General features: G+C 70.4%; 14 protein-coding genes. 5 read left to right on the forward strand and 9 right to left on the reverse strand.

What is annotated here, in order from left to right:
• Positions 1-91 precede the first annotated feature (91 nt).
• A complete protein-coding gene (locus EJK15_RS25785; protein ID WP_240777206.1) occupies positions 92-757 on the forward strand; it encodes a hypothetical protein in 666 nt (221 codons plus the stop codon).
• 32 nt (positions 758-789) lie between these two features.
• Here EJK15_RS25785 and EJK15_RS25790 read toward each other — a convergent pair whose 3' ends face one another.
• The gene (locus EJK15_RS25790; RefSeq protein WP_171074531.1) at positions 790-1,440 is read right to left on the reverse strand and encodes a Uma2 family endonuclease; all 651 of its coding nucleotides are present in this window, start codon (positions 1,438-1,440) and stop codon (positions 790-792) included.
• A 234-nt stretch (positions 1,441-1,674) separates the two neighbouring features.
• Here EJK15_RS25790 and EJK15_RS25795 point away from each other — a divergent pair, with 234 nt between their 5' ends.
• Positions 1,675-2,397 carry a VIT1/CCC1 transporter family protein gene (locus EJK15_RS25795; protein WP_138713042.1) on the forward strand — a complete coding sequence of 241 codons (723 nt, stop codon included), beginning with the start codon at positions 1,675-1,677 and terminating at the stop codon, positions 2,395-2,397.
• Positions 2,398-2,414: 17 nt separating this feature from the next.
• On the opposite strand, the gene EJK15_RS25800 is transcribed toward EJK15_RS25795, so the two are convergent.
• The 6 genes from EJK15_RS25800 to EJK15_RS25825 form a co-directional block, all read right to left on the reverse strand.
• Positions 2,415-3,050, reverse strand: a complete 636-nt coding sequence (locus EJK15_RS25800; protein WP_138713043.1) for a LysE family translocator — start codon at positions 3,048-3,050, stop codon at positions 2,415-2,417.
• A 75-nt stretch (positions 3,051-3,125) separates the two neighbouring features.
• Positions 3,126-4,757, reverse strand: a complete 1,632-nt coding sequence (gene pgi / locus EJK15_RS25805) for a glucose-6-phosphate isomerase (RefSeq protein WP_206061110.1) — start codon at positions 4,755-4,757, stop codon at positions 3,126-3,128.
• Positions 4,758-4,855: 98 nt separating this feature from the next.
• Entirely contained in the window at positions 4,856-6,562 is a 1,707-nt protein-coding gene (locus tag EJK15_RS25810) for an IlvD/Edd family dehydratase (protein ID WP_138713044.1), read from the reverse strand.
• A gap of 203 nt (positions 6,563-6,765) precedes the next feature.
• Positions 6,766-7,740, reverse strand: coding sequence for a cytochrome d ubiquinol oxidase subunit II (locus tag EJK15_RS25815; RefSeq protein WP_138713045.1), 975 nt, complete (start codon positions 7,738-7,740; stop codon positions 6,766-6,768).
• A gap of 13 nt (positions 7,741-7,753) precedes the next feature.
• On the reverse strand, positions 7,754-9,022 hold the full coding sequence (locus EJK15_RS25820) for a cytochrome ubiquinol oxidase subunit I (protein ID WP_138713046.1): 1,269 nt from the start codon (positions 9,020-9,022) through the stop codon (positions 7,754-7,756).
• A gap of 387 nt (positions 9,023-9,409) precedes the next feature.
• Positions 9,410-10,306: a LysR family transcriptional regulator gene (locus EJK15_RS25825; protein ID WP_138713047.1), complete on the reverse strand. Its 897-nt coding sequence runs from the start codon at positions 10,304-10,306 to the stop codon at positions 9,410-9,412.
• A 105-nt stretch (positions 10,307-10,411) separates the two neighbouring features.
• Between EJK15_RS25825 and EJK15_RS25830 the strand changes: the two genes are divergently transcribed.
• The gene (locus EJK15_RS25830; protein ID WP_138713048.1) at positions 10,412-10,759 is read left to right on the forward strand and encodes a hypothetical protein; all 348 of its coding nucleotides are present in this window, start codon (positions 10,412-10,414) and stop codon (positions 10,757-10,759) included.
• Between the two features lie 301 nt (positions 10,760-11,060).
• On the forward strand, positions 11,061-11,645 hold the full coding sequence (locus EJK15_RS25835) for a hypothetical protein (protein ID WP_138713049.1): 585 nt from the start codon (positions 11,061-11,063) through the stop codon (positions 11,643-11,645).
• Here EJK15_RS25835 and EJK15_RS25840 read toward each other — a convergent pair.
• Together EJK15_RS25840 and EJK15_RS25845 are read right to left on the reverse strand one after the other, a co-directional pair.
• Complete coding sequence (locus tag EJK15_RS25840) at positions 11,590-14,961, reverse strand: ATP-binding protein (RefSeq protein ID WP_138713050.1); 3,372 nt, start codon at positions 14,959-14,961, stop codon at positions 11,590-11,592. The genes EJK15_RS25835 and EJK15_RS25840 overlap by 56 nt on opposite strands.
• Before the next feature lie 264 nt (positions 14,962-15,225).
• Positions 15,226-16,137, reverse strand: coding sequence for a site-specific integrase (locus EJK15_RS25845; protein WP_138713051.1), 912 nt, complete (start codon positions 16,135-16,137; stop codon positions 15,226-15,228).
• Positions 16,138-16,169: 32 nt separating this feature from the next.
• On the opposite strand from EJK15_RS25845, the gene EJK15_RS25850 reads away from it, so the two are divergent.
• Positions 16,170-16,493, forward strand: coding sequence for a plasmid pRiA4b ORF-3 family protein (locus tag EJK15_RS25850; protein ID WP_138713052.1), 324 nt, complete (start codon positions 16,170-16,172; stop codon positions 16,491-16,493).
• The last annotated feature ends 267 nt before the right edge of the window (positions 16,494-16,760 follow it).

A 16,760-nucleotide genomic window follows, 5' to 3' on the forward strand; every position in this document is an offset into this window, starting at 1 on the left:
CGGAACGGCCATACGAAGAAACTCTCTGGCGTAGACGCGCACGACGGCGCAGACTGGAGAGACGGCGATCGCGTGGAGCAGTGGAGCATCCGTGGACAATCAGCTTGATCACATGCCGGTCCTGTCCCGCGGCAGACATCGCAACCCTAAACGCGGTGCCTGCTTCATGGAACTGGCCTCCTACCTGGCCGGGGAGCGGTGGAGTGACCATCCGGCCTGCACGCATCCGTTGCTGGCCGCACTCGCCCGCCTGGTCAACGACAACACCAGCGACGAGAGCCGGGCCGAGCTCGTCGGGCTCGTACCGTCGATCATCGGCCTGGCCAGCGACGACCTGCGCGTGGACGCGCGGATCGCGCTGCGCTGCGCCACGACGGCGCTGCCGGTGGCGGCCGCCGAGCGCCAGCTCGCGCTGGCGGTGTCGGTGCTGGCGGCGGAGGAGATGCTGGCCAGGCTCGACGGGGTCCCGTCGGGACGGCTGAGCGAGCAGAGCCGCCGGGCGATGGAGGAGGTGCCGCACGCGGCCGAGCAGGCCAGGCGCTTCAGCCGCGCGGCCCGGATCACGGAAAAGGGTTTCCGCCGGTACGCCGCGCCCAACGCGGTGCAGCTGTCGGTGGTGGGCATCGTCCAGGCCTGCATCGCGGACCCGGACGTCCTGCTGCGCCGGCTGCTGGAGGAGGCGATCGCCGACTGCGACGCCCTGATCCGCGGCCCGCAGACCGCGGAGCCCGCCGTCCCGGCCCCGGCCCACGCCTGACCGGCACCTCCTTCCGGCGCCGCAAACCCGCCTCAGGATTTGCGGCGACCAGCGAGGATCGCGGGATCGAAGGAGACGTGAAACGGCGTGGTGATGGTGAGAACCTCGCCCGCTTCAGCCATGGCATCGAGCTTGTACGCCAACCCGCGCAGCTGGAAGACCTCGACCCGGGGTGCACTCTTTCCTTCGAGATCGACGCGGATGAAGGTGGGGATGCCTGCTGCGGCGTATTTGGGTGGTTTGATCTCGTAATCGCGCTTCCTGCTCCCGACCCCAGGACTCACGATCTCCACCACCGCCACCACTTCGGGGAAGGAGATCTCTGGGAACCCTGAAACCATCGCGTCCGCGTCCGCGATCACGACGTCGGGGATGAGACCGTCATCCCCGACCACGATCCCCACCGCTTCAGCCACCTCGAGATCATCCGGCCTCGCGTCATCCAGCAGGCGCACCAACCGCTTGGCGCAGATGGCATGATTCGGGGCAGGTACGCCGTGCACCACGAGACTCCCGTCGATCAACTCGATGCGCTCCCCGGTCTGGGGCAGCTTGAGCCAGTCGTCGACGGTGTAACCGGTGGCACGGGCCTGCGGGAACAGGCGTGCCGGCTTAGGGAGCGGGTGCTCGATTAGCCAGCCCTCGCTTGGCAGGGCACTCATGCCTTCCTCGCCACCTTCCATAAGCCGAGTCTCGCATGCCGCACACTTCACGGCCATACGCATTCACGCGATCACACCGAGTGACGCGACGACATTACCCGGGCTTGACTCACCCCGCACCCTCTTTGTGCAAGCCCGTGCACACTGCGTCACCGAGGCGGCCTTTTCGCAGCTCAGGCAAGCCTCTCCTTCGTTGCGGATCTTGGCGACATATGCCTACATTTTGGACTAGAGACCCGTAAGTGGAGGAACTACATGACCATCGAGCTCTCCCGGCCGCGCTCTCCGGAGAGTCACCACAGCCACCGTGACGTCACCGGCGGCTGGCTGCGTCCGGCGGTGTTCGGGGCCATGGACGGGCTCGTGTCCAACTTCGCGCTGATCGCCGGGGTCGTGGGTGCGGCGGGCGCCGGGCGGGCCGCGGTGCTCGCCGGGTTCGCCGGGCTGGCGGCCGGGGCGTTCTCCATGGCGGCCGGCGAGTACACGTCGGTCAAGTCCCAGACCGAGCTGATGCGGGCGGAGATCGCCGTGGAGCGGCGCGAGCTGGCCCGCAACCCGGTGGGCGAGCGGGCGGAGTTGGCCGCGCTCTACCGGTCGCGCGGGCTCGACGCCGACCTGGCGCGGCGGGTCGCCGAGGGGCTGTCGGCCGATCCGGAGCAGGCTCTGCGGGTGCACGTGCGCGAGGAACTGGGTGTGGACCCGGATGACCTGCCCTCGCCGTACCTGGCCGCCGGGTCGTCGTTCTGCGCGTTCGCGACGGGGGCGCTGGTGCCGCTGGTGCCGTTCCTGTTCGGGGCGTCCGGGCTGGTGGCGGCCGTGGTGCTGAGCGTGCTCGGGCTGTTCGGGTTCGGCGCGGCGGTGGCGGTGATGACCGCGCGGCCGTGGTGGCTGGGCGGCCTGCGGCAGCTCGCGCTGGGCGTCGGCGCCGCCACCGTCACGTTCGGCCTGGGCAACCTGCTCGGCGTCGCGATGTCATAGGACCTTGCGGGCACGGTCTACGTGCGGCTGGTCGCGGCCAGCTTGACACCGAGGCCGATGAGGGCGGCCCCGGTCAGGCCGTCCACGGTCCTGCGCACGGCCGGCCTGGCGAACACCCTGCGCAACGTACCGACGATGTTGGCCACCACCAGGAACCACGCGACCGTGCCCGCCAGCGCGATCACGGACAACACCAGCGTGTCGCCGATCGACGCGCCCGAGCTGACGAACTGCGGCACGAGGGCCACGAAGAACAGCGCCGCCTTGGGGTTGAGCACGTTGGTGAGCAGCCCTTCGCCGAACGCCGCCGACGAGCTGCGCCGCCCAGGGTCGGGCAGGCCGAGCTCCAGCTCCCCGCCCTTGCGCAGGGCCGAGCGCAGCGCCTTGACCCCGAGATAGAGCAGGTAGGCCGCACCGACCACCTTGACCACGGTGAACGCCACGGCCGAGGCGGACAGCAGCGCCGCGACGCCGGTGGCCGCGGCCACCACCCAGACGAACACGCCCACGGAGATCCCGAGCGCGGCGGCCATGCCGTACCCGCGGCCGGAGACGGCGGAGCGGCGTACGACGACCGCGAAGTCCGGGCCGGGGGACATGGCCCCGAGCAACACGACACCACCGAAAGCCACGAACTGCGTCATAGAGGTCATGGCGTTCACCTTACGGGCATCCGTCTCCCGGGTATCAAGGCGCACCACCCGGTGCCGGGCGCGCCGGGGCGGGGGTCAGACGCGGCGGCCGCGTAGCTCGCGGTACCTGCGTACCAGGCGCTCGGTGGACGGGTCCGGGAGCGAGGTCGGCGGCTCGTCGGAGGTGAGGGCCGGGGCCAGGTCGAGGGCCATCTTCTTGCCCAGCTCCACCCCCCACTGGTCGAAGGAGTCGACACCCCAGATGGTGCCCTCGGCGAACACGATGTGTTCGTAGAGGGCGACGAGCTGGCCGAGCGTGGACGGGGTCAGCTTGGGGGCGAGGATCGTGGAGGTGGGGCGGTTGCCCGGCATCACCTTGTGGGGGACGATCTCTGGCGCGGTGCCCTCGGCCGCGATCTCCTCGGCCGTCTTGCCGAACGCCAGCGCCGACGTCTGCGCCAGCAGGTTGGCGGTGAGCTGGTCGTGCATGCCCTCGCGGTCCTCGAAGGGCTCGGCGAAGCCGATGAAGTCGGCGGGGACGAGGCGGGTGCCCTGGTGGAGGAGCTGGTAGAAGGCGTGCTGGCCGTTGGTGCCGGGCTCGCCCCAGAAGATCTCGCCGGTGCTGACCGTGACCGGGGAGCCGTCGGCGCGTACGGACTTGCCGTTGGACTCCATCGTGAGCTGCTGCAGGTAGGCCGGGAAGCGGTGCAGCCGCTGGCTGTAGGGCAGGACGGCGCGGGTCTCGGCGTCGAAGAAGTCGGTATACCAGATCCCGAGCAGGGCCATCAGCACCGGCATGTTCGCCTCGAACGGCGCGGTGCGGAAGTGCTCGTCCATGGTGTGGAAGCCGGCGAGCATCTCGCGGAACCGCTCAGGACCGATGGCGATCATGAGGGACAGCCCGATGGCGCCGTCGTAGGAGTAGCGGCCGCCGACCCAGTCCCAGAAGCCGAACATGTTGTCGGTGTCGATGCCGAACTGGTCGACCTTCTCGGCATTGGTGGAGACGGCCACGAAGTGCTTCGACACCGCCTCGTCGCCCAGCGCCTCGACCAGCCAGCGGCGCGCGACCCTGGCGTTGGTGAGCGTCTCGAGGGTGGTGAAGGTCTTGGAGCTGACCACGAACAGCGTGGTCTCGGGGTCGAGATCGGCGAGGTTGCCGGTGATGTCGGCGGGGTCGATGTTGGAGACGAACCTGGCCGTGATGCCGGCGTCGGCGTAGTCGCGCAGCGCCTCGTAGGCCATGGCGGGGCCCAGGTCGGAGCCGCCGATGCCGATGTTGACCACGGTCTCGATGGGCTTGCCGGTGGCGCCCTTCCACTCCTTGGACCTGACCCGGCCGGCGAAGGCGCTCATCTTGTCGAGCACGGCGTGCACGTCGGCCACGACGTCCTGCCCGTCCACGACCAGCTCGGCGCCCCTGGGCAGGCGCAGCGCGACGTGCAGGACGGCGCGGTCCTCGCTGACGTTGATGTGCTCGCCGCCGAACATGGCGCCGATCCGGTCGCGCAGGCCCGCCCGCTCGGCCAGGGCCACCAGCAGGTCTATCGTCTCCTGGGTGGCACGGTGCTTGGCGTAGTCGAGGTAGAGGTCGCCGGCGGTCACCGTCATGCGCCCGGCCCGGCCGGGGTCCTGCGCGAACAGCTCCCGCAGGTGCCTGCCCGCCAGCTCCTCGTGGTGCTTGGCCAAAGCCGCCCACTCCTGGCTCTGGGTGATATCGCCGTTCACGCTTCCTCCTCATGTCGCCAAACCGGGTCACCATCGTGCCGTAACCGCATACCCATCGCGGTTGATTCCGCGCACGGCGGAGCGGAGTCTTTAGGAGCTCAGTGAGATTCGCGGCCGACGGCGTCGCCGCTGGAGCCGACGAGGAAGTCGAGGTCGGCGCCGCGGTCGGCCTGAGTGACGTGGTCGACGTAGAGGCGTTCCCAGCCGCGGGCGGGCTTGGCGTGCCCGCTCACGACCGGCGGCCTGGCGTTCAGCTCGGCGTCGGGGATGTCCACGTCCAGGCGCCGCGCGGCCACGTCGAGCACGATCGGGTCACCGGTGCGCACCTTCGACAGCGGGCCGCCCGCGGCGGCCTCGGGCGCGGTGTGCAGGACGACCGTGCCGTACGCGGTGCCGCTCATGCGGGCGTCGCTGATGCGCACCATGTCGCGTACGCCCTTGGCCAGCAGCTTCGCCGGCAGCGGCAGGTTGCCGACCTCCGGCATGCCGGGATAGCCCTTGGGCCCGCAGCCGCGCAGCACCAGCACGGACGTCTCGTCCACGTCCAGGTCGGGCGAGTCGAGGCGGGCGTACACGTCCTCGACGCTGTCGAAGACCACGGCCCGGCCGCGGTGCCGCAGCAGCTCGGGAGAGGCGGCGGCGGGTTTGATCACGGCGCCGCCGGGTGCGAGGTTGCCGCGCAGGACGGCGATGCCCGCGTCGGGCAGCAGCGGGTCGGCGCGCCGCCTGATGACGGTCTCGTCCCAGATCTCCGCCCCGGCCACGTGCTCGGCCAACGGCCGCCCGGTGACGGTGATCGCGGCCGGGTCGAGCAGGTCCTCGACCTCCTTCAGCACGGCGGCCAGCCCGCCCGCCCGGAAGAGGTCGTCCATGAGGTGCCGCCCGGCGGGCTGGAGGTCGGCGAGCAGCGGCACGCCGGCGCCGGTGCGGTCGAAGTCGTCCAGGGTGAGGTCGACGCCGAGCCGGCCGGCGATGGCGAGCAGGTGGACGACGGCGTTGGTGGAGCCGCCGACGGCGGCGAGGGTGACGATGGCGTTGAGGAACGATCCCCTGGTCATGACCTGGCTCGGCCGGCGGCCCCGCTTGACGAGGTCGACGGCGAGCCGGCCGGTCTCGTGGGAGCGTTCGAGCAGGCGGCTGTCTGGCGCGGGGGTGCCGGCGGTGCCGGGCAGCGTCATGCCGAGCGCCTCGGCCATGCAGGCCATCGTGGAGGCGGTGCCCATCGTGTTGCAGTGGCCGCGGCTGCGGATCATCGACGACTCGGACTCGAGGAACGCCTCGCGGGAGAGCGTGCCCGCGCGTACCTCCTCGCTGAGCCGCCACACGTCGGTGCCGCAGCCGAGCGGCGCGCCCCGGAAGTGCCCGGTCAGCATGGGGCCGCCGGGCATCACGACGGCGGGCAGGTCCACCGAGGCGGCGGCCATCAGCAGCGACGGGATGGTCTTGTCGCAGCCGCCGAGCAGCACCACGCCGTCGATCGGGTTGGCGCGCAGCATCTCCTCGGTGGCCATGGCCGCCAGGTTGCGCCAGAGCATCGCGGTCGGGCGGACGTTCGTCTCCCCGAGCGAGACGACAGGCAGGTTGAGCGGTACGCCGCCGGCCTCCCACACGCCGTGCATGACGCTCTGCGCCACCTCGTCGAGGTGCGAGTTGCAGGGGGTGAGGTCGGAGGCGGTGTTGGCGATCGCGATGTGCGGCCGCTCCCCCTCGAACGCCTCGCGCGGCAGCCCGCGCCGCATCCAGGCCCGATGGATGTAGGAGTTCCGGTCGTTGCCCGAATACCAGCGCGAACTCCTGAACTTCATGTTCGCAGACTAACGGCATGTCGCCGCCAAGCCTGACCTGCAACGGCGAACGAGGCTGATTACGCATCGGCATGGTCATTCCGCAGGGATTCCGCAGCCGGGTCTCGTGGATCATGATTCCAGCGCTATCTCTTTACGGTGGTTGGCGATTTCGCGTTGGCCGTCGATGCACTTGGCATAGATCCTCAGGAGCAAGGCCGGGCTCAGAAGTAGCTGCTGGCGGTGCGTGTGCGGAAGGCCCACCAGTTCCACGCCTGGTAGGCGAGGATCACCGGGATCAGCACCACTCCGAACGCGGTCAGGATCTGCAGCGTGGTGCCGTCGGCCGCAGCCTCGGCGACGCTCAGGCCTGCACCGGCTTTGGTGGCCAGCACGTACGGGTACTGTCCTGCCCCCACCAGCAGCACCGGCGCGACTGTTGCACAGCAGGTGGCGGCGAAGGCACGGATGCGGTGCCCGCGCGACAGCGACCACCAGGCGGCCACCAGTGCCGTCACCAGCATCCCGGTCAGGAGCGCCGAGGTGAGTGGGTTGGTCATCGAAGCGCCCACGCCCAGCAGCGTCAACACCAGCGCCAGGACTGCGGCGGCGCCTGCCGCGCCCACCAGGGTGGTGCCCGCGCGGCGGGCCCTGGCGGTCAGGGCAGGGGCCGAGCGCAGCGCCAGGAAGGCCGCCCCGTGCGCGGCGAACAGCAACGCCATGCCCACCCCGCAGGCCAGCACGAACGGCGTTAGCACCTGGCCGACCCCGATGTGGAAGCTGCCGTCGGCGCGGCGCGGCACCCCGTGCAGCAACAACCCCACCACCAGCCCCCAGCACACGGCCGGCAACGCGCCGCCCGCCACGATGAGCGCCTGCCACCACCGGCGGCCGCGGCGGGTACGGCGGCGCAACTGGACCGCGGTGTTGCCTACCACCAGCCCGACCAAGATCGCCACCACCAGCGGGTACAGCCCTGACAGCAGACTGCCCTCCAGGTGCGGGAAGGCGCCGAACATCACGCCGGTGAAGGCCACCAGCCACACCTCGTTGCCCAGGAAGAACGGTGCCATCGCGCCCAGGGCCGCGTCGCGGTCTTTCATGAACGGGTGCAGCAGCTGCACGCCGAGGTCGTAGCCGCCCAGCACGAAGTACCCGGACAGCAGCAGCCCGAGCAGGGCCAGCCAGAACGTCTGCATGGTCGTCTCGCTCTCAGAAGGCCGGAACCGTTTGCTTGTCTTCGGCCAGCGGCAGTGGCGCGCCGAGCTGGGTGGCGTCCGGGCCGCGTCTGGCCAGGCGGGTGATGAGCGTCCAGTTCGTCACCGCCAGCGCCACGAAGATGGCGATGAAGGTCGCGCACGAGATGGCCAGCGCAGCCGTACTGACATGGGACAGGGCGTCGGCGACCTTCAGCTCGCCGTAGACCAGCCACGGCTGGCGGCCCACCTCGCGGAAGACCCAGCCGCCCACTGAGGCGATGAACGGGAAGGGGATCATCGCGGTCATCAGCCAGGCTAGGGGGCGCCAGCGCACCAGCCAGTCCTTCCACAGCAGGATGACGGCGATCAGGGTGATGGTGGAGATGGTGTTGCCGATGATCGTCATGGCGTCCATCGAGACGCGCAGCCATTCGCCCGGCAGCGTGTAGTCGCCCGGTCCGTACTGCTGGACGAGTTGGGCCTGCACCTGGGCGACGCCGCTGTCGTCCATGGCGGCGATTTTCATCGGCTGGGTACGGCGCAGCAGGGGGAACTGCATGTCGCCGACGATGATGACGAAGAAGGAGGCCAGCATGGCCACCCACACCCCCAGGCGGAGCGAGCCGCGAAACAGGTCGGTCTCCTTGGTGCCGCGGGCGAAGTGGTAGGCGCTGACGCCGGCGACGAACACCCCGCCGGTCGTCAGCGCGGCCAGGGTGACGTGGGCCAGCGCGATCAGCGCGCTCGGGTTGGTCAGCAGCGCGGTGAAGTCGGTGAGGTAGGCGGCTCCGTCGCGTACTTGGTAGCCGACCGGGTGTTGCATGAAGCCGTTGGCGACGAGGATCCAGTAGGCGGAGGCGTAGGCGGTCAGGGCCACCAGCCAGATCAGCGTGACGTGCACGCGGCGGCGCAGCCGCCCCCATCCGAAGATCCACATGCCGAGGAAGGTGGATTCGGCGAAGAAGGCGATGAGGGTTTCCAGTGCTAGCGGGGCGCCGAACACGTTGCCGGCGAACTTGCTCAGCCCGCTCCAGCTGAGCCCGAACTGGAACTCCATGACGATGCCGGTGGCGATGCCGACGGCGTAGTTGATGAGGTAGAGCTGGCCCCAGAAGCGCGTCATGCGCTCACGTACGGCCGCTTTGGCGGGATCTCGGGTGAACGCGGCTCTGGTGTGCATGATCGCCACGATGGGGACCAGGCCCATCGTGAGGATCACGAACAGCCAGTGGATGCCGGTGGTGGCCGCGAACTGGAGTCGCGCCAGATCCGCAGCGCTCATGGTGCGACCTTCCTGGTGCAGTGGCGTGGTGTGGGGGCCATTGCGACCGTAGAGGACAGGCGCTTATGCCTTCAAAGACCGGTTTTGCCATGAACAGATAACCCTCAAGGCATAACCCCTAGCCGATGGCCGCATCCAGCTCGCCGCTCTCCGCCGTCCCCGCACTCAGGCCGACCACCATGGCCGCATCGCCCTGGTGACGGCCTTTCCGCGGCCAGCATGCCACGATGCCATGACCTCACCCAGCACGGCTGCAACGTCCGTGACGAGCGCTGCGGACGTCGCCACCGCGCACCGCCCGATCGAAGTGGTGAGCGGATCCCACGCCTCACATCGTCGACGTCGCCGGCGGGACACCCGACGATGTGGCGATCATGAAGCGCGTCCTCAGCGCTTCTCCTGTGGTTCGCCGGTGATCCAGTTCCAGTTGGCGATCGTGGTGCGCATCAGGCGGGCGGCGGTGGATAGGTGGCTGCCAGCGTTCCAGTACAGGGTGACCGCGCGTCGGCAGTCAGGGCTGTCGACGGGGACCCAGGCGGCGGGGACCCGCGTGGAGCTGGTCCGGGCGAAAGCGGGGACGAGACCGATGCCGAGCCCCGCGCTGATCAGGGCCGCGATGGCGCTGGGCTCGTCGACCTCGCAGACGATCTTCGGGGTTTGGTCTCGTGCGGCGAAGAGCCGGTCCAGGAGGCGGCGTTGCCAGTGCCCTTTGCGGGCGCTGACGAAGGGCTGGCCGGTGAGCTCGTCGATGCTCACCGACGTACGGCTCGCCAGCGGATGGTCGAGCGGCGTGGCCAGACCGACCGCCTCATCGAGCAGTTGGACCGCTTCCAGGCCCTCAGCGGGGATCGGCTGGGAGGCGACGCACAGGTCGACGTCCTGGGCCCGCAGGTGACGGCCCATGTCCTCGGCCGCCATCCAGCGGAGTTCGACCTCGATGGCCGGGTGAGCTCGTTTGAAGGCCGCCAGCGGCCCGGTGAGCGTGAGGAAGGTCTCCGACGCGAGCCGTACGGTGCCCACACCCTCGCTGACGGCCTCGGCGACGGCTCGCCGCCCCGCATCCAGATCACCCAGGGAGCGTTCGACGTAATCGCGGAAGAGCTTGCCCGCGTCATTCAGCCGCAGTCGGCCGCTCCGGTCGAACAGCGGTGTGCGCAGCTCGCTCTCCAGCCGGGCGATGGTACGGCTCAGCGACGGTTGTGCGACGCGAAGCTCCTCGGCCGCGCCGCTGAGGTGTTCCAGCCGCGCCACCACCAGGAACTGCCTGAGCGAGTTCAACTCCATCACGCCTCCAGATACATAGCATTAAAGCGATATTAATCTTAGCCAAGATAACCCGTGAGTCATATTGCCTGGATCTGTTCGCACATCGAGTGAGGAGGGTCCCTCATGGCCGGCATCACAGGGACGGCCAAGCAGGAGGAGGATCTGCGGTCGCCGATACCCAATCCCCTGCGGTTCGTCCCGGAGATGACAGGAGTCGCTCGAAAGGCCTACACGGGAATCGCGGCGGATCGCCACGCACAACTCGATCTTGGACTTCGGTGCCGTTTCGGCATGACTGTTACCCCGATCGATCTCTTCGGGTCATCGGCCTGGCCGCGCCTGTTTCGCGACCGCACCTTCACCATCGTCATCGCGGTCGGCTTCATCGCCGGCGTCACCGTCGAAGATCTTTCCATCGCAGACCAAGGGCTCGCCACCGTCAAAGTCGCCAATCAGGTCCACTTCGCCTGAGGCTGATCGCGGCTTGGCATGCGTGATGTGATCGCCTTCGAGGAACAGGAAGCGCTGAAGGTCGAGATTGTAGATCTCCTCACCGTTGCGAGTGTCCGCCGTGACCTGCGGCGACGCCGCTCGTTTGGGCCGTGTGGCGCGATTCTTACGGCGGGCCGAGTTCGCAAACGACCTGATCCGGGAGGCCCCCACCCGCCTGGCGTACCGGCGCCGTGCCCTGCTCGTGTCGATCGAAGTCACGCCGCCCGTGCGGGATGTCACGCATTCCAGGTGACAGCACCTTCAACGAAAGGTACGCGACATGCGAAAGCGCACATTGGCCGTCACGGTGGCGGCCGTCGCCATGGCGAGCCTGGCCGTGGCGCCGGCGACCGCGAGCACCTCGGTGTGCACCGACAGGACGTTCAGCATCTCGGAGCGCACGTTCGGCAAGTACGTGCCGCCGTGGACGGGGGTCGGCGACAAGGACTTCGACGGGCATGGACCTCGGGTCCAGGTCTGGGGCCGGCTGCGGTACAACACCGCCCACACCAGCCTGGTCTTCTGGATCACCATGAAGGCGCGGGAGACGAAGTCGGACTGGACGGCGGTCGACGGGACGAGGTCGTACGCCTTCTTCACGGCCCCGTCGGGGTACGTCATCCAATCGGTCACCGACCCGATCGGGCGGACGCTCACGCTGGTGGACTATTCCAGGATCTACGTCGACGACGATCACTCGGACGATGTGCTCGGGCCGGCGATCAACGACCCGGCGCACCCGAGCCTGGTCCAGTCGTACCGCGTCACGGGGGACACCGAGGGCAACGAGGCGGGCACCCGCAGCGGGGTCACGACGACGACCCGGTCGATGGAGATCCACGCTCGGAAATGCACGACCACGTGATGTCTCCGGGTGAGTAGAGGCACTGGGCACCGGTGCTGACGGTCGCGGTGACGGACTCGGCGATCTCCGGGTCCGCCGCTGCGATCTCGTCGATGGCGCGCTTGACCGCCTTGCGCACGGCGGTGCGGGCGCGCTCTCCGGCGTCGGCGAAGCTCCGGCGCCGCCCGCCCTTGCCGGTGGCGGCGCGCAGTTCCTCCGCCAGCGCGTCCAGCTGGGCGCGCAGGTGCTCGGCGAGCGCGACGTCCGCGTCCTGCTCGGCCTCCTTGATCTCGGTGACCAGCTCGCGGGCATGTTCGCGGTAGGCGGCCATGGCCTGGTCGTCCAGGAGTGGCTGGCGGGTGGCCGGGGCCATGGAGGTGGAGTCGTCGCCGGTGGCCAGCTCCAGGGCGGAGATCGGGCGGCCGGGGTTGAGCAGGAGCGTCACCAGGTGGCGGACGCCGACCATGTCGGGGACGGCCGCGCGGCGGGGGCCCAGCTGGAAGATCCAGGTGCGGGCGTCCTTGCGTATCGTGCCCTCACGGTGCGCGATCTGCTGCCGTCTGGCGGTCCACTGCTCGGCGCGCAGGTCCATGCCCATGTCCCGCGCCGCGGTCGCGGCCTCGTGCAGCAGGGCCGCCGCGCGGTCGCGGTCGCCGAGGGCGATGAGCGCCTCGGCCAGGTTCGCCTGCGTCAGCGCGGTGACCGGCCGGTTGCCGAGGCGGCGGGTGGCCTCGACGGCCCCGCCCAGGTGCTCCGCCGCCGTCCGCGGCTCGCCCATGGCCATCGCCGCCAGCCCGAGCGGCCTGGCCGCCGATCCCAGGCAGACGGCGGCCAGAGACGGCATCACGGGCAGGCCCGCGTACGGTTTGAGCAGCTGGTACACCTTGCGGGCCAGGTCGGCGTCGCCCAGCAGGTACGCCGCCTCGGCCAGCGCCGCCATCCCGGCCAGCCACGTACTGGACTCCGGCAACGCGGCCAGGTCGGGCGCGGGGGCATACCCGCCGACCTCCCCGAACACGACCGGAACCGACTCCGCGCCGTCCAACCGGCCGCCCTCCGCCGGAGCGCGGCCTGTCGCAGCCCCATCCACCGCGGCGCTGTCCATCGCGACACGGTCCGCCGCAGCATGATCCGGCGCGGACAGAGCAGACGCAGGCGGAGCAGGCGCGGACGGAGCGGGGTCGGTCAGGCGGCTTAAGAGGGTGCGGGCCTCGTCGTGGCGGCCGGCGGCGGCGGTGAAGCAGGCGACGGTGGCGCGGAAGGCGAACTCGGAGGGCACCAGCGTGGGCGAGGTGGCGACGGCCGACACCATGTCGAGCACGTCGCTCTCCCGCCCCTGCGCCCACCGGATCGCGGCCAGATGCGCGCCGAGGTAGCCGAGCGCGTCCGCGTCCCCGACCTGCTCGCCGAGCGGGTAGCAGTCACTTGCCTTGGCCTCGGCCTCCTCCAGCCGGCCCGCCCTGATCAGCAGCATGACGTCGATGACGGCCACGATGTAGCCGATGGTCCGGCACGTCAGGAACTCGGCGCGTTCGCGCAGTTCGGCGAGGGAGCGTTCGGCCTGCGGGTCGCCGAGCAGGAACAGGTCGACGGTCCGCCAGCACAGCCCCATGAGCGCGAGCATGCCCTTGCCCGCCCCGGCCGCCACCTTGATCAGCTCTTCGGCGAGCGGCAGGCGGGCGCGGGCGTACCTGGGGGTGAGCAGCGCGTGGTGGCACAGCGACAGCGCCTCGGCCAGGACCTCGCCGTCGCCGGTGCGCCTGGCGTCCTCCAGCGCGGCCAGCACCGGTTCGACGGGCGCGCCGTGGTAGACCTCCTCGGCGGCCAGTCGTACGGTGAGCCGGGCACGCAGGCAGGTCTCCGAGGTGGGCAGGGCGGCCAGGGCGCGGCGCTGGATGCCGGTCACCCGCTGCCATTCGATGGCGGTGCGGTGCTCGTCCACCCAGACGCCGCCCAGCCCGATCGCGGCCCTGGCCAGCCGGTGTACGTCGCCTTCCCGGGTGGCGGCCTCCGCGGCCTGGTCGAACATCCTGCGCGCGTCGGTGAGCCGGCCGCACATGAGCACGGCCTCGGCCCGCTCCACCAGCAGCGGCGCCGCGGGGCCCGGCACGTGTCCCTGCTCCTTGATCGACACGGTGGTCTCCAGCAGGGCCGCCGCCCGTTCGTAGGACAGGCCGTGCAGCAGCGCCGCCGCGCTGGCCCGGCAGGCCGTCACGGCGCGGGCCGCGTCCTGCCGGGAGCGCGGGGCCGCACCCGCCGCGTGGTACGCGTACGTGGCCAGGCTGGCCGCGTCGGACGCCGGCCGCCGCTCGAGCAGGTCGGCCATGCGGGCGTGTACGGCGAGACGCTCGGCGACCGGCACCGTGTCCAGTAGCGCCTCGCGCACCAACTCGTGTGTGAAGCCGAACCGGCCCAGCGCCCCCAGCCCGATCGGCCCGGCGCTCCAGTCAGACGGCGGGCGGTCCGATGTGCCCAGCCGGATCAGGCCGGCGTCCTCGGCGGGTGGCAGCAGGTCCCATGCGTCGGCCAGCGGCAGGCCGACCGCGGCCGCCGCGTCGGCGACGGACACCGACTGGCCGAGCAGCGCGGCCCCGCCGAGCAGCCGCCGCGCGGGCGCGCTCAGCCCGTCGGCGGCCAGGTGGACGGCGGCGCGCACGCTGCTCGGCGTCAGCGCGCACAGCTCGTCGGGCCCGAGCGCGCTCGCCCGCCGCAGGAACAGCGGGTGGCCCCGGGTGATGCCGTGCAGCGTCTCCAGCAGCCCGGCCCTGAGCCGCGCGTGGCCGTTGAGGTCGAGGAACGCCGCCGTCTCGGCGACGCTGAACGGCCCGAGCCGCACCATCAGCGCGGCCTCGTCGAGCAGGCCGAGGTCGTCGCGGCAGGCCAGGATCAGCACAAGCGGCGTCGTGGGCAGGGCACGGGCCAGGAACCTGGCCAGCAGCAGCGTCCCGGAGTCGGCGGCGTGCGCGTCGTCGAGAACGATCAGCGCTGGGCCGCCCGCCTCCCGCAGCGCCTGAGCGACGGCGGTGAACGCGGCGAACCGCTCGGCGGGCACCGGGTGGGCGGCGCGCGGCCCGTACAGGATGCGCAAAATCTCCGGCCACGGCCACAGGGGCGGGGCGTCGGCGCCGGTCCAGCAGCAGGTCATGGCCACTCGCCAGCCGTCGTCCTCGGCGCGGGAGGCGATCCTGCGGCAGAGCGTCGTCTTGCCGATGCCGGGCTCGCCGGTGACCACCACCAGGCGGCCGCCCTCGACGGCCGCCTCGGCGATGACCTGCTGCACCTGGCGCAGCTCCCGCTCGCGCCCGACGAACCGGGTGTCGTTGCGCACCAAGGTCATGCTCTCGATGGAAGCGCACCCGTTCGCCGGGCTCCACGTACTTTTGCGAGGTCACGGCCAGGTGTTGGCCTCGGCCTCGAACACCTCCCCGTCGCTCTCCACGGGCAGCACGCACAGCGGCTCCCCGCTCGGGTCGCCGTCATACGGGGCAATGTAGCGCTGAGTAACAGGGGGTCCCGGGAGGCGTTGACATAACGTCCGTTAGCGGGCCACCCGACCTGGGCAAACGCGCCTCCCGGGCATTATCGCCCAGCGGACGCCCGACTAATTCCTCACTGCCCAGACCGAAACCCGGCCTTGGCGCTGGCGCACTTCACCCTCTGCGACCTGCGGCGATCTTCTACCTTGCCCCGGGTGACGCCGACCCGAGCACCGAGCCTTGATGCAGGCCGCAGCCAGCCACGCCTTGGGGAAACGGCCAGCCTCATCCTTGGCCGGAAGTTCGACGTCCAGGACGCTCGACCACTCCGCCAGTCGCAGGCCCGTGCCGTACAGACCATCGACGAACGCGGCGTCCCGATCCTCGTTGAAGCCACGCCAGCCCAGGCGGCGCCGCCCGTCGAACCCGAACCCGCGCAACCCGACATCGCGCCACTGCTCGAACGCCGGCCGCAACAGCCACTTCACCTGCCGCCGCGGAGCACCCGCTGGCCGAGCCGGATCTCGCCGACCATCCCTCGCCGCCACCTCGAGATCGTCCACCTCCGGCCCCGCCACGGTGGGCACAGGGTTCACGACCCCGTAGCGCTCACCAGCCCACCGGTAGAAGCTGTTCAGCGCCGCACGGTCGGCATCGAACGACGTCGCCCGAACCCGACCGTCGTTGCGGTGATCGGTCATCCTCCAGTACTTGAAGGCATCGAAGTCCGCCGTCGTCGCCGCGTCCCACGACCGGCCGAGCCCTTCCAGGAAGTCCAACCACACAACCAGCGAGTATGCATACCGCCGCCACGTGCGAGGCTGCTTTCCCGCGACCCTGCTCAGCCGAAAGAACAGATTGATCCGCGCGTCCGCCGACCCCGACGGCGACAGCAGGATCGGTGTCCCCTGACGCGCCCCGTTCCGTGCCGCCCACTCGTACACATCCCCGAAGCTCGCAAGGACCTCATCCTCGGCAGCGTCCAGGCCCACCGTGAAATCGTAGAAATCCAGCGACCAGGACCCGTAGGTCTCCACGGCCACCTCCGTCACAGATATAACCGACGGTGATGGAGAGAGTAGAGAATATGTGGGACCACGACCTGGTGGTGGAGAAGATCCACCGGGCGGCGCCGAAGGCGATCTACCCGCGCTGCAGCGCCGGCGGCCGCGCCTGCCCGCCCGAAGACAGCGGCGGCCCCGAGGGGTTCGCCGACCTGCTGCGCGCGCTGCGGCACAAGAAGGGCTGGAAGTACCGCCAGGCGCGCGACGTGCTGGGCACCAGCCGCTGGGACGGCACGGCCTGGGACCGCCAGGAGGTCAACGACCAGCTCGCCGAGCTCGGCAAGCACTGGCCATGGTGGCCTCCCGGCAAGGGCGCGGCGACGCCGTAACAGCCCGAGCTCGCCACGATCCACGCCGCATTCGGTGGCGCAGACCACCCGAGGCGCGGCCCGTCGACGGGGTGGGAGGGGCGCAGACCAAGTACGGGTCGAGCCGAGATAACGGGAATTCCGGCCATGGGTGGATCTTGAGCGCTCTGACCTGCTGCAACGTCGAGGGGGTTCGAGCTCCGCCGTACGACTCGGGGCCAGCCGTACTTCCGAGATGAGCCAATCTCGGAAGTGGATTCCAGGCCGTACTTCCGAGATTCCGCACTC

The organism is Nonomuraea basaltis, assembly GCF_005893125.1.
In the GTDB taxonomy this organism is placed as follows: domain Bacteria; phylum Actinomycetota; class Actinomycetes; order Streptosporangiales; family Streptosporangiaceae; genus Nonomuraea; species Nonomuraea basaltis.

Bases quoted from the DNA above. Each gene is read 5' to 3' on its own strand.
- EJK15_RS25790 (WP_171074531.1), bottom strand. From the start codon at position 1,440: ATGGAAGGTGGCGAGGAAGGCATGAGTGCCCTGCCAAGCGAGGGCTGG.
- EJK15_RS25800 (WP_138713043.1), bottom strand. From the start codon at position 3,050: ATGACCTCTATGACGCAGTTCGTGGCTTTCGGTGGTGTCGTGTTGCTC.
- EJK15_RS25830 (WP_138713048.1), top strand. From the start codon at position 10,412: ATGGCCGGCATCACAGGGACGGCCAAGCAGGAGGAGGATCTGCGGTCG.
- EJK15_RS25820 (WP_138713046.1), bottom strand. From the start codon at position 9,022: ATGAGCGCTGCGGATCTGGCGCGACTCCAGTTCGCGGCCACCACCGGC.
- EJK15_RS25815 (WP_138713045.1), bottom strand. From the start codon at position 7,740: ATGCAGACGTTCTGGCTGGCCCTGCTCGGGCTGCTGCTGTCCGGGTAC.
- EJK15_RS25825 (WP_138713047.1), bottom strand. From the start codon at position 10,306: ATGGAGTTGAACTCGCTCAGGCAGTTCCTGGTGGTGGCGCGGCTGGAA.
- EJK15_RS25810 (WP_138713044.1), bottom strand. From the start codon at position 6,562: ATGAAGTTCAGGAGTTCGCGCTGGTATTCGGGCAACGACCGGAACTCC.
- EJK15_RS25850 (WP_138713052.1), top strand. From the start codon at position 16,170: ATGGAGAGAGTAGAGAATATGTGGGACCACGACCTGGTGGTGGAGAAG.
- EJK15_RS25835 (WP_138713049.1), top strand. From the start codon at position 11,061: ATGCGAAAGCGCACATTGGCCGTCACGGTGGCGGCCGTCGCCATGGCG.
- EJK15_RS25840 (WP_138713050.1), bottom strand. From the start codon at position 14,961: ATGACCTTGGTGCGCAACGACACCCGGTTCGTCGGGCGCGAGCGGGAG.
- EJK15_RS25795 (WP_138713042.1), top strand. From the start codon at position 1,675: ATGACCATCGAGCTCTCCCGGCCGCGCTCTCCGGAGAGTCACCACAGC.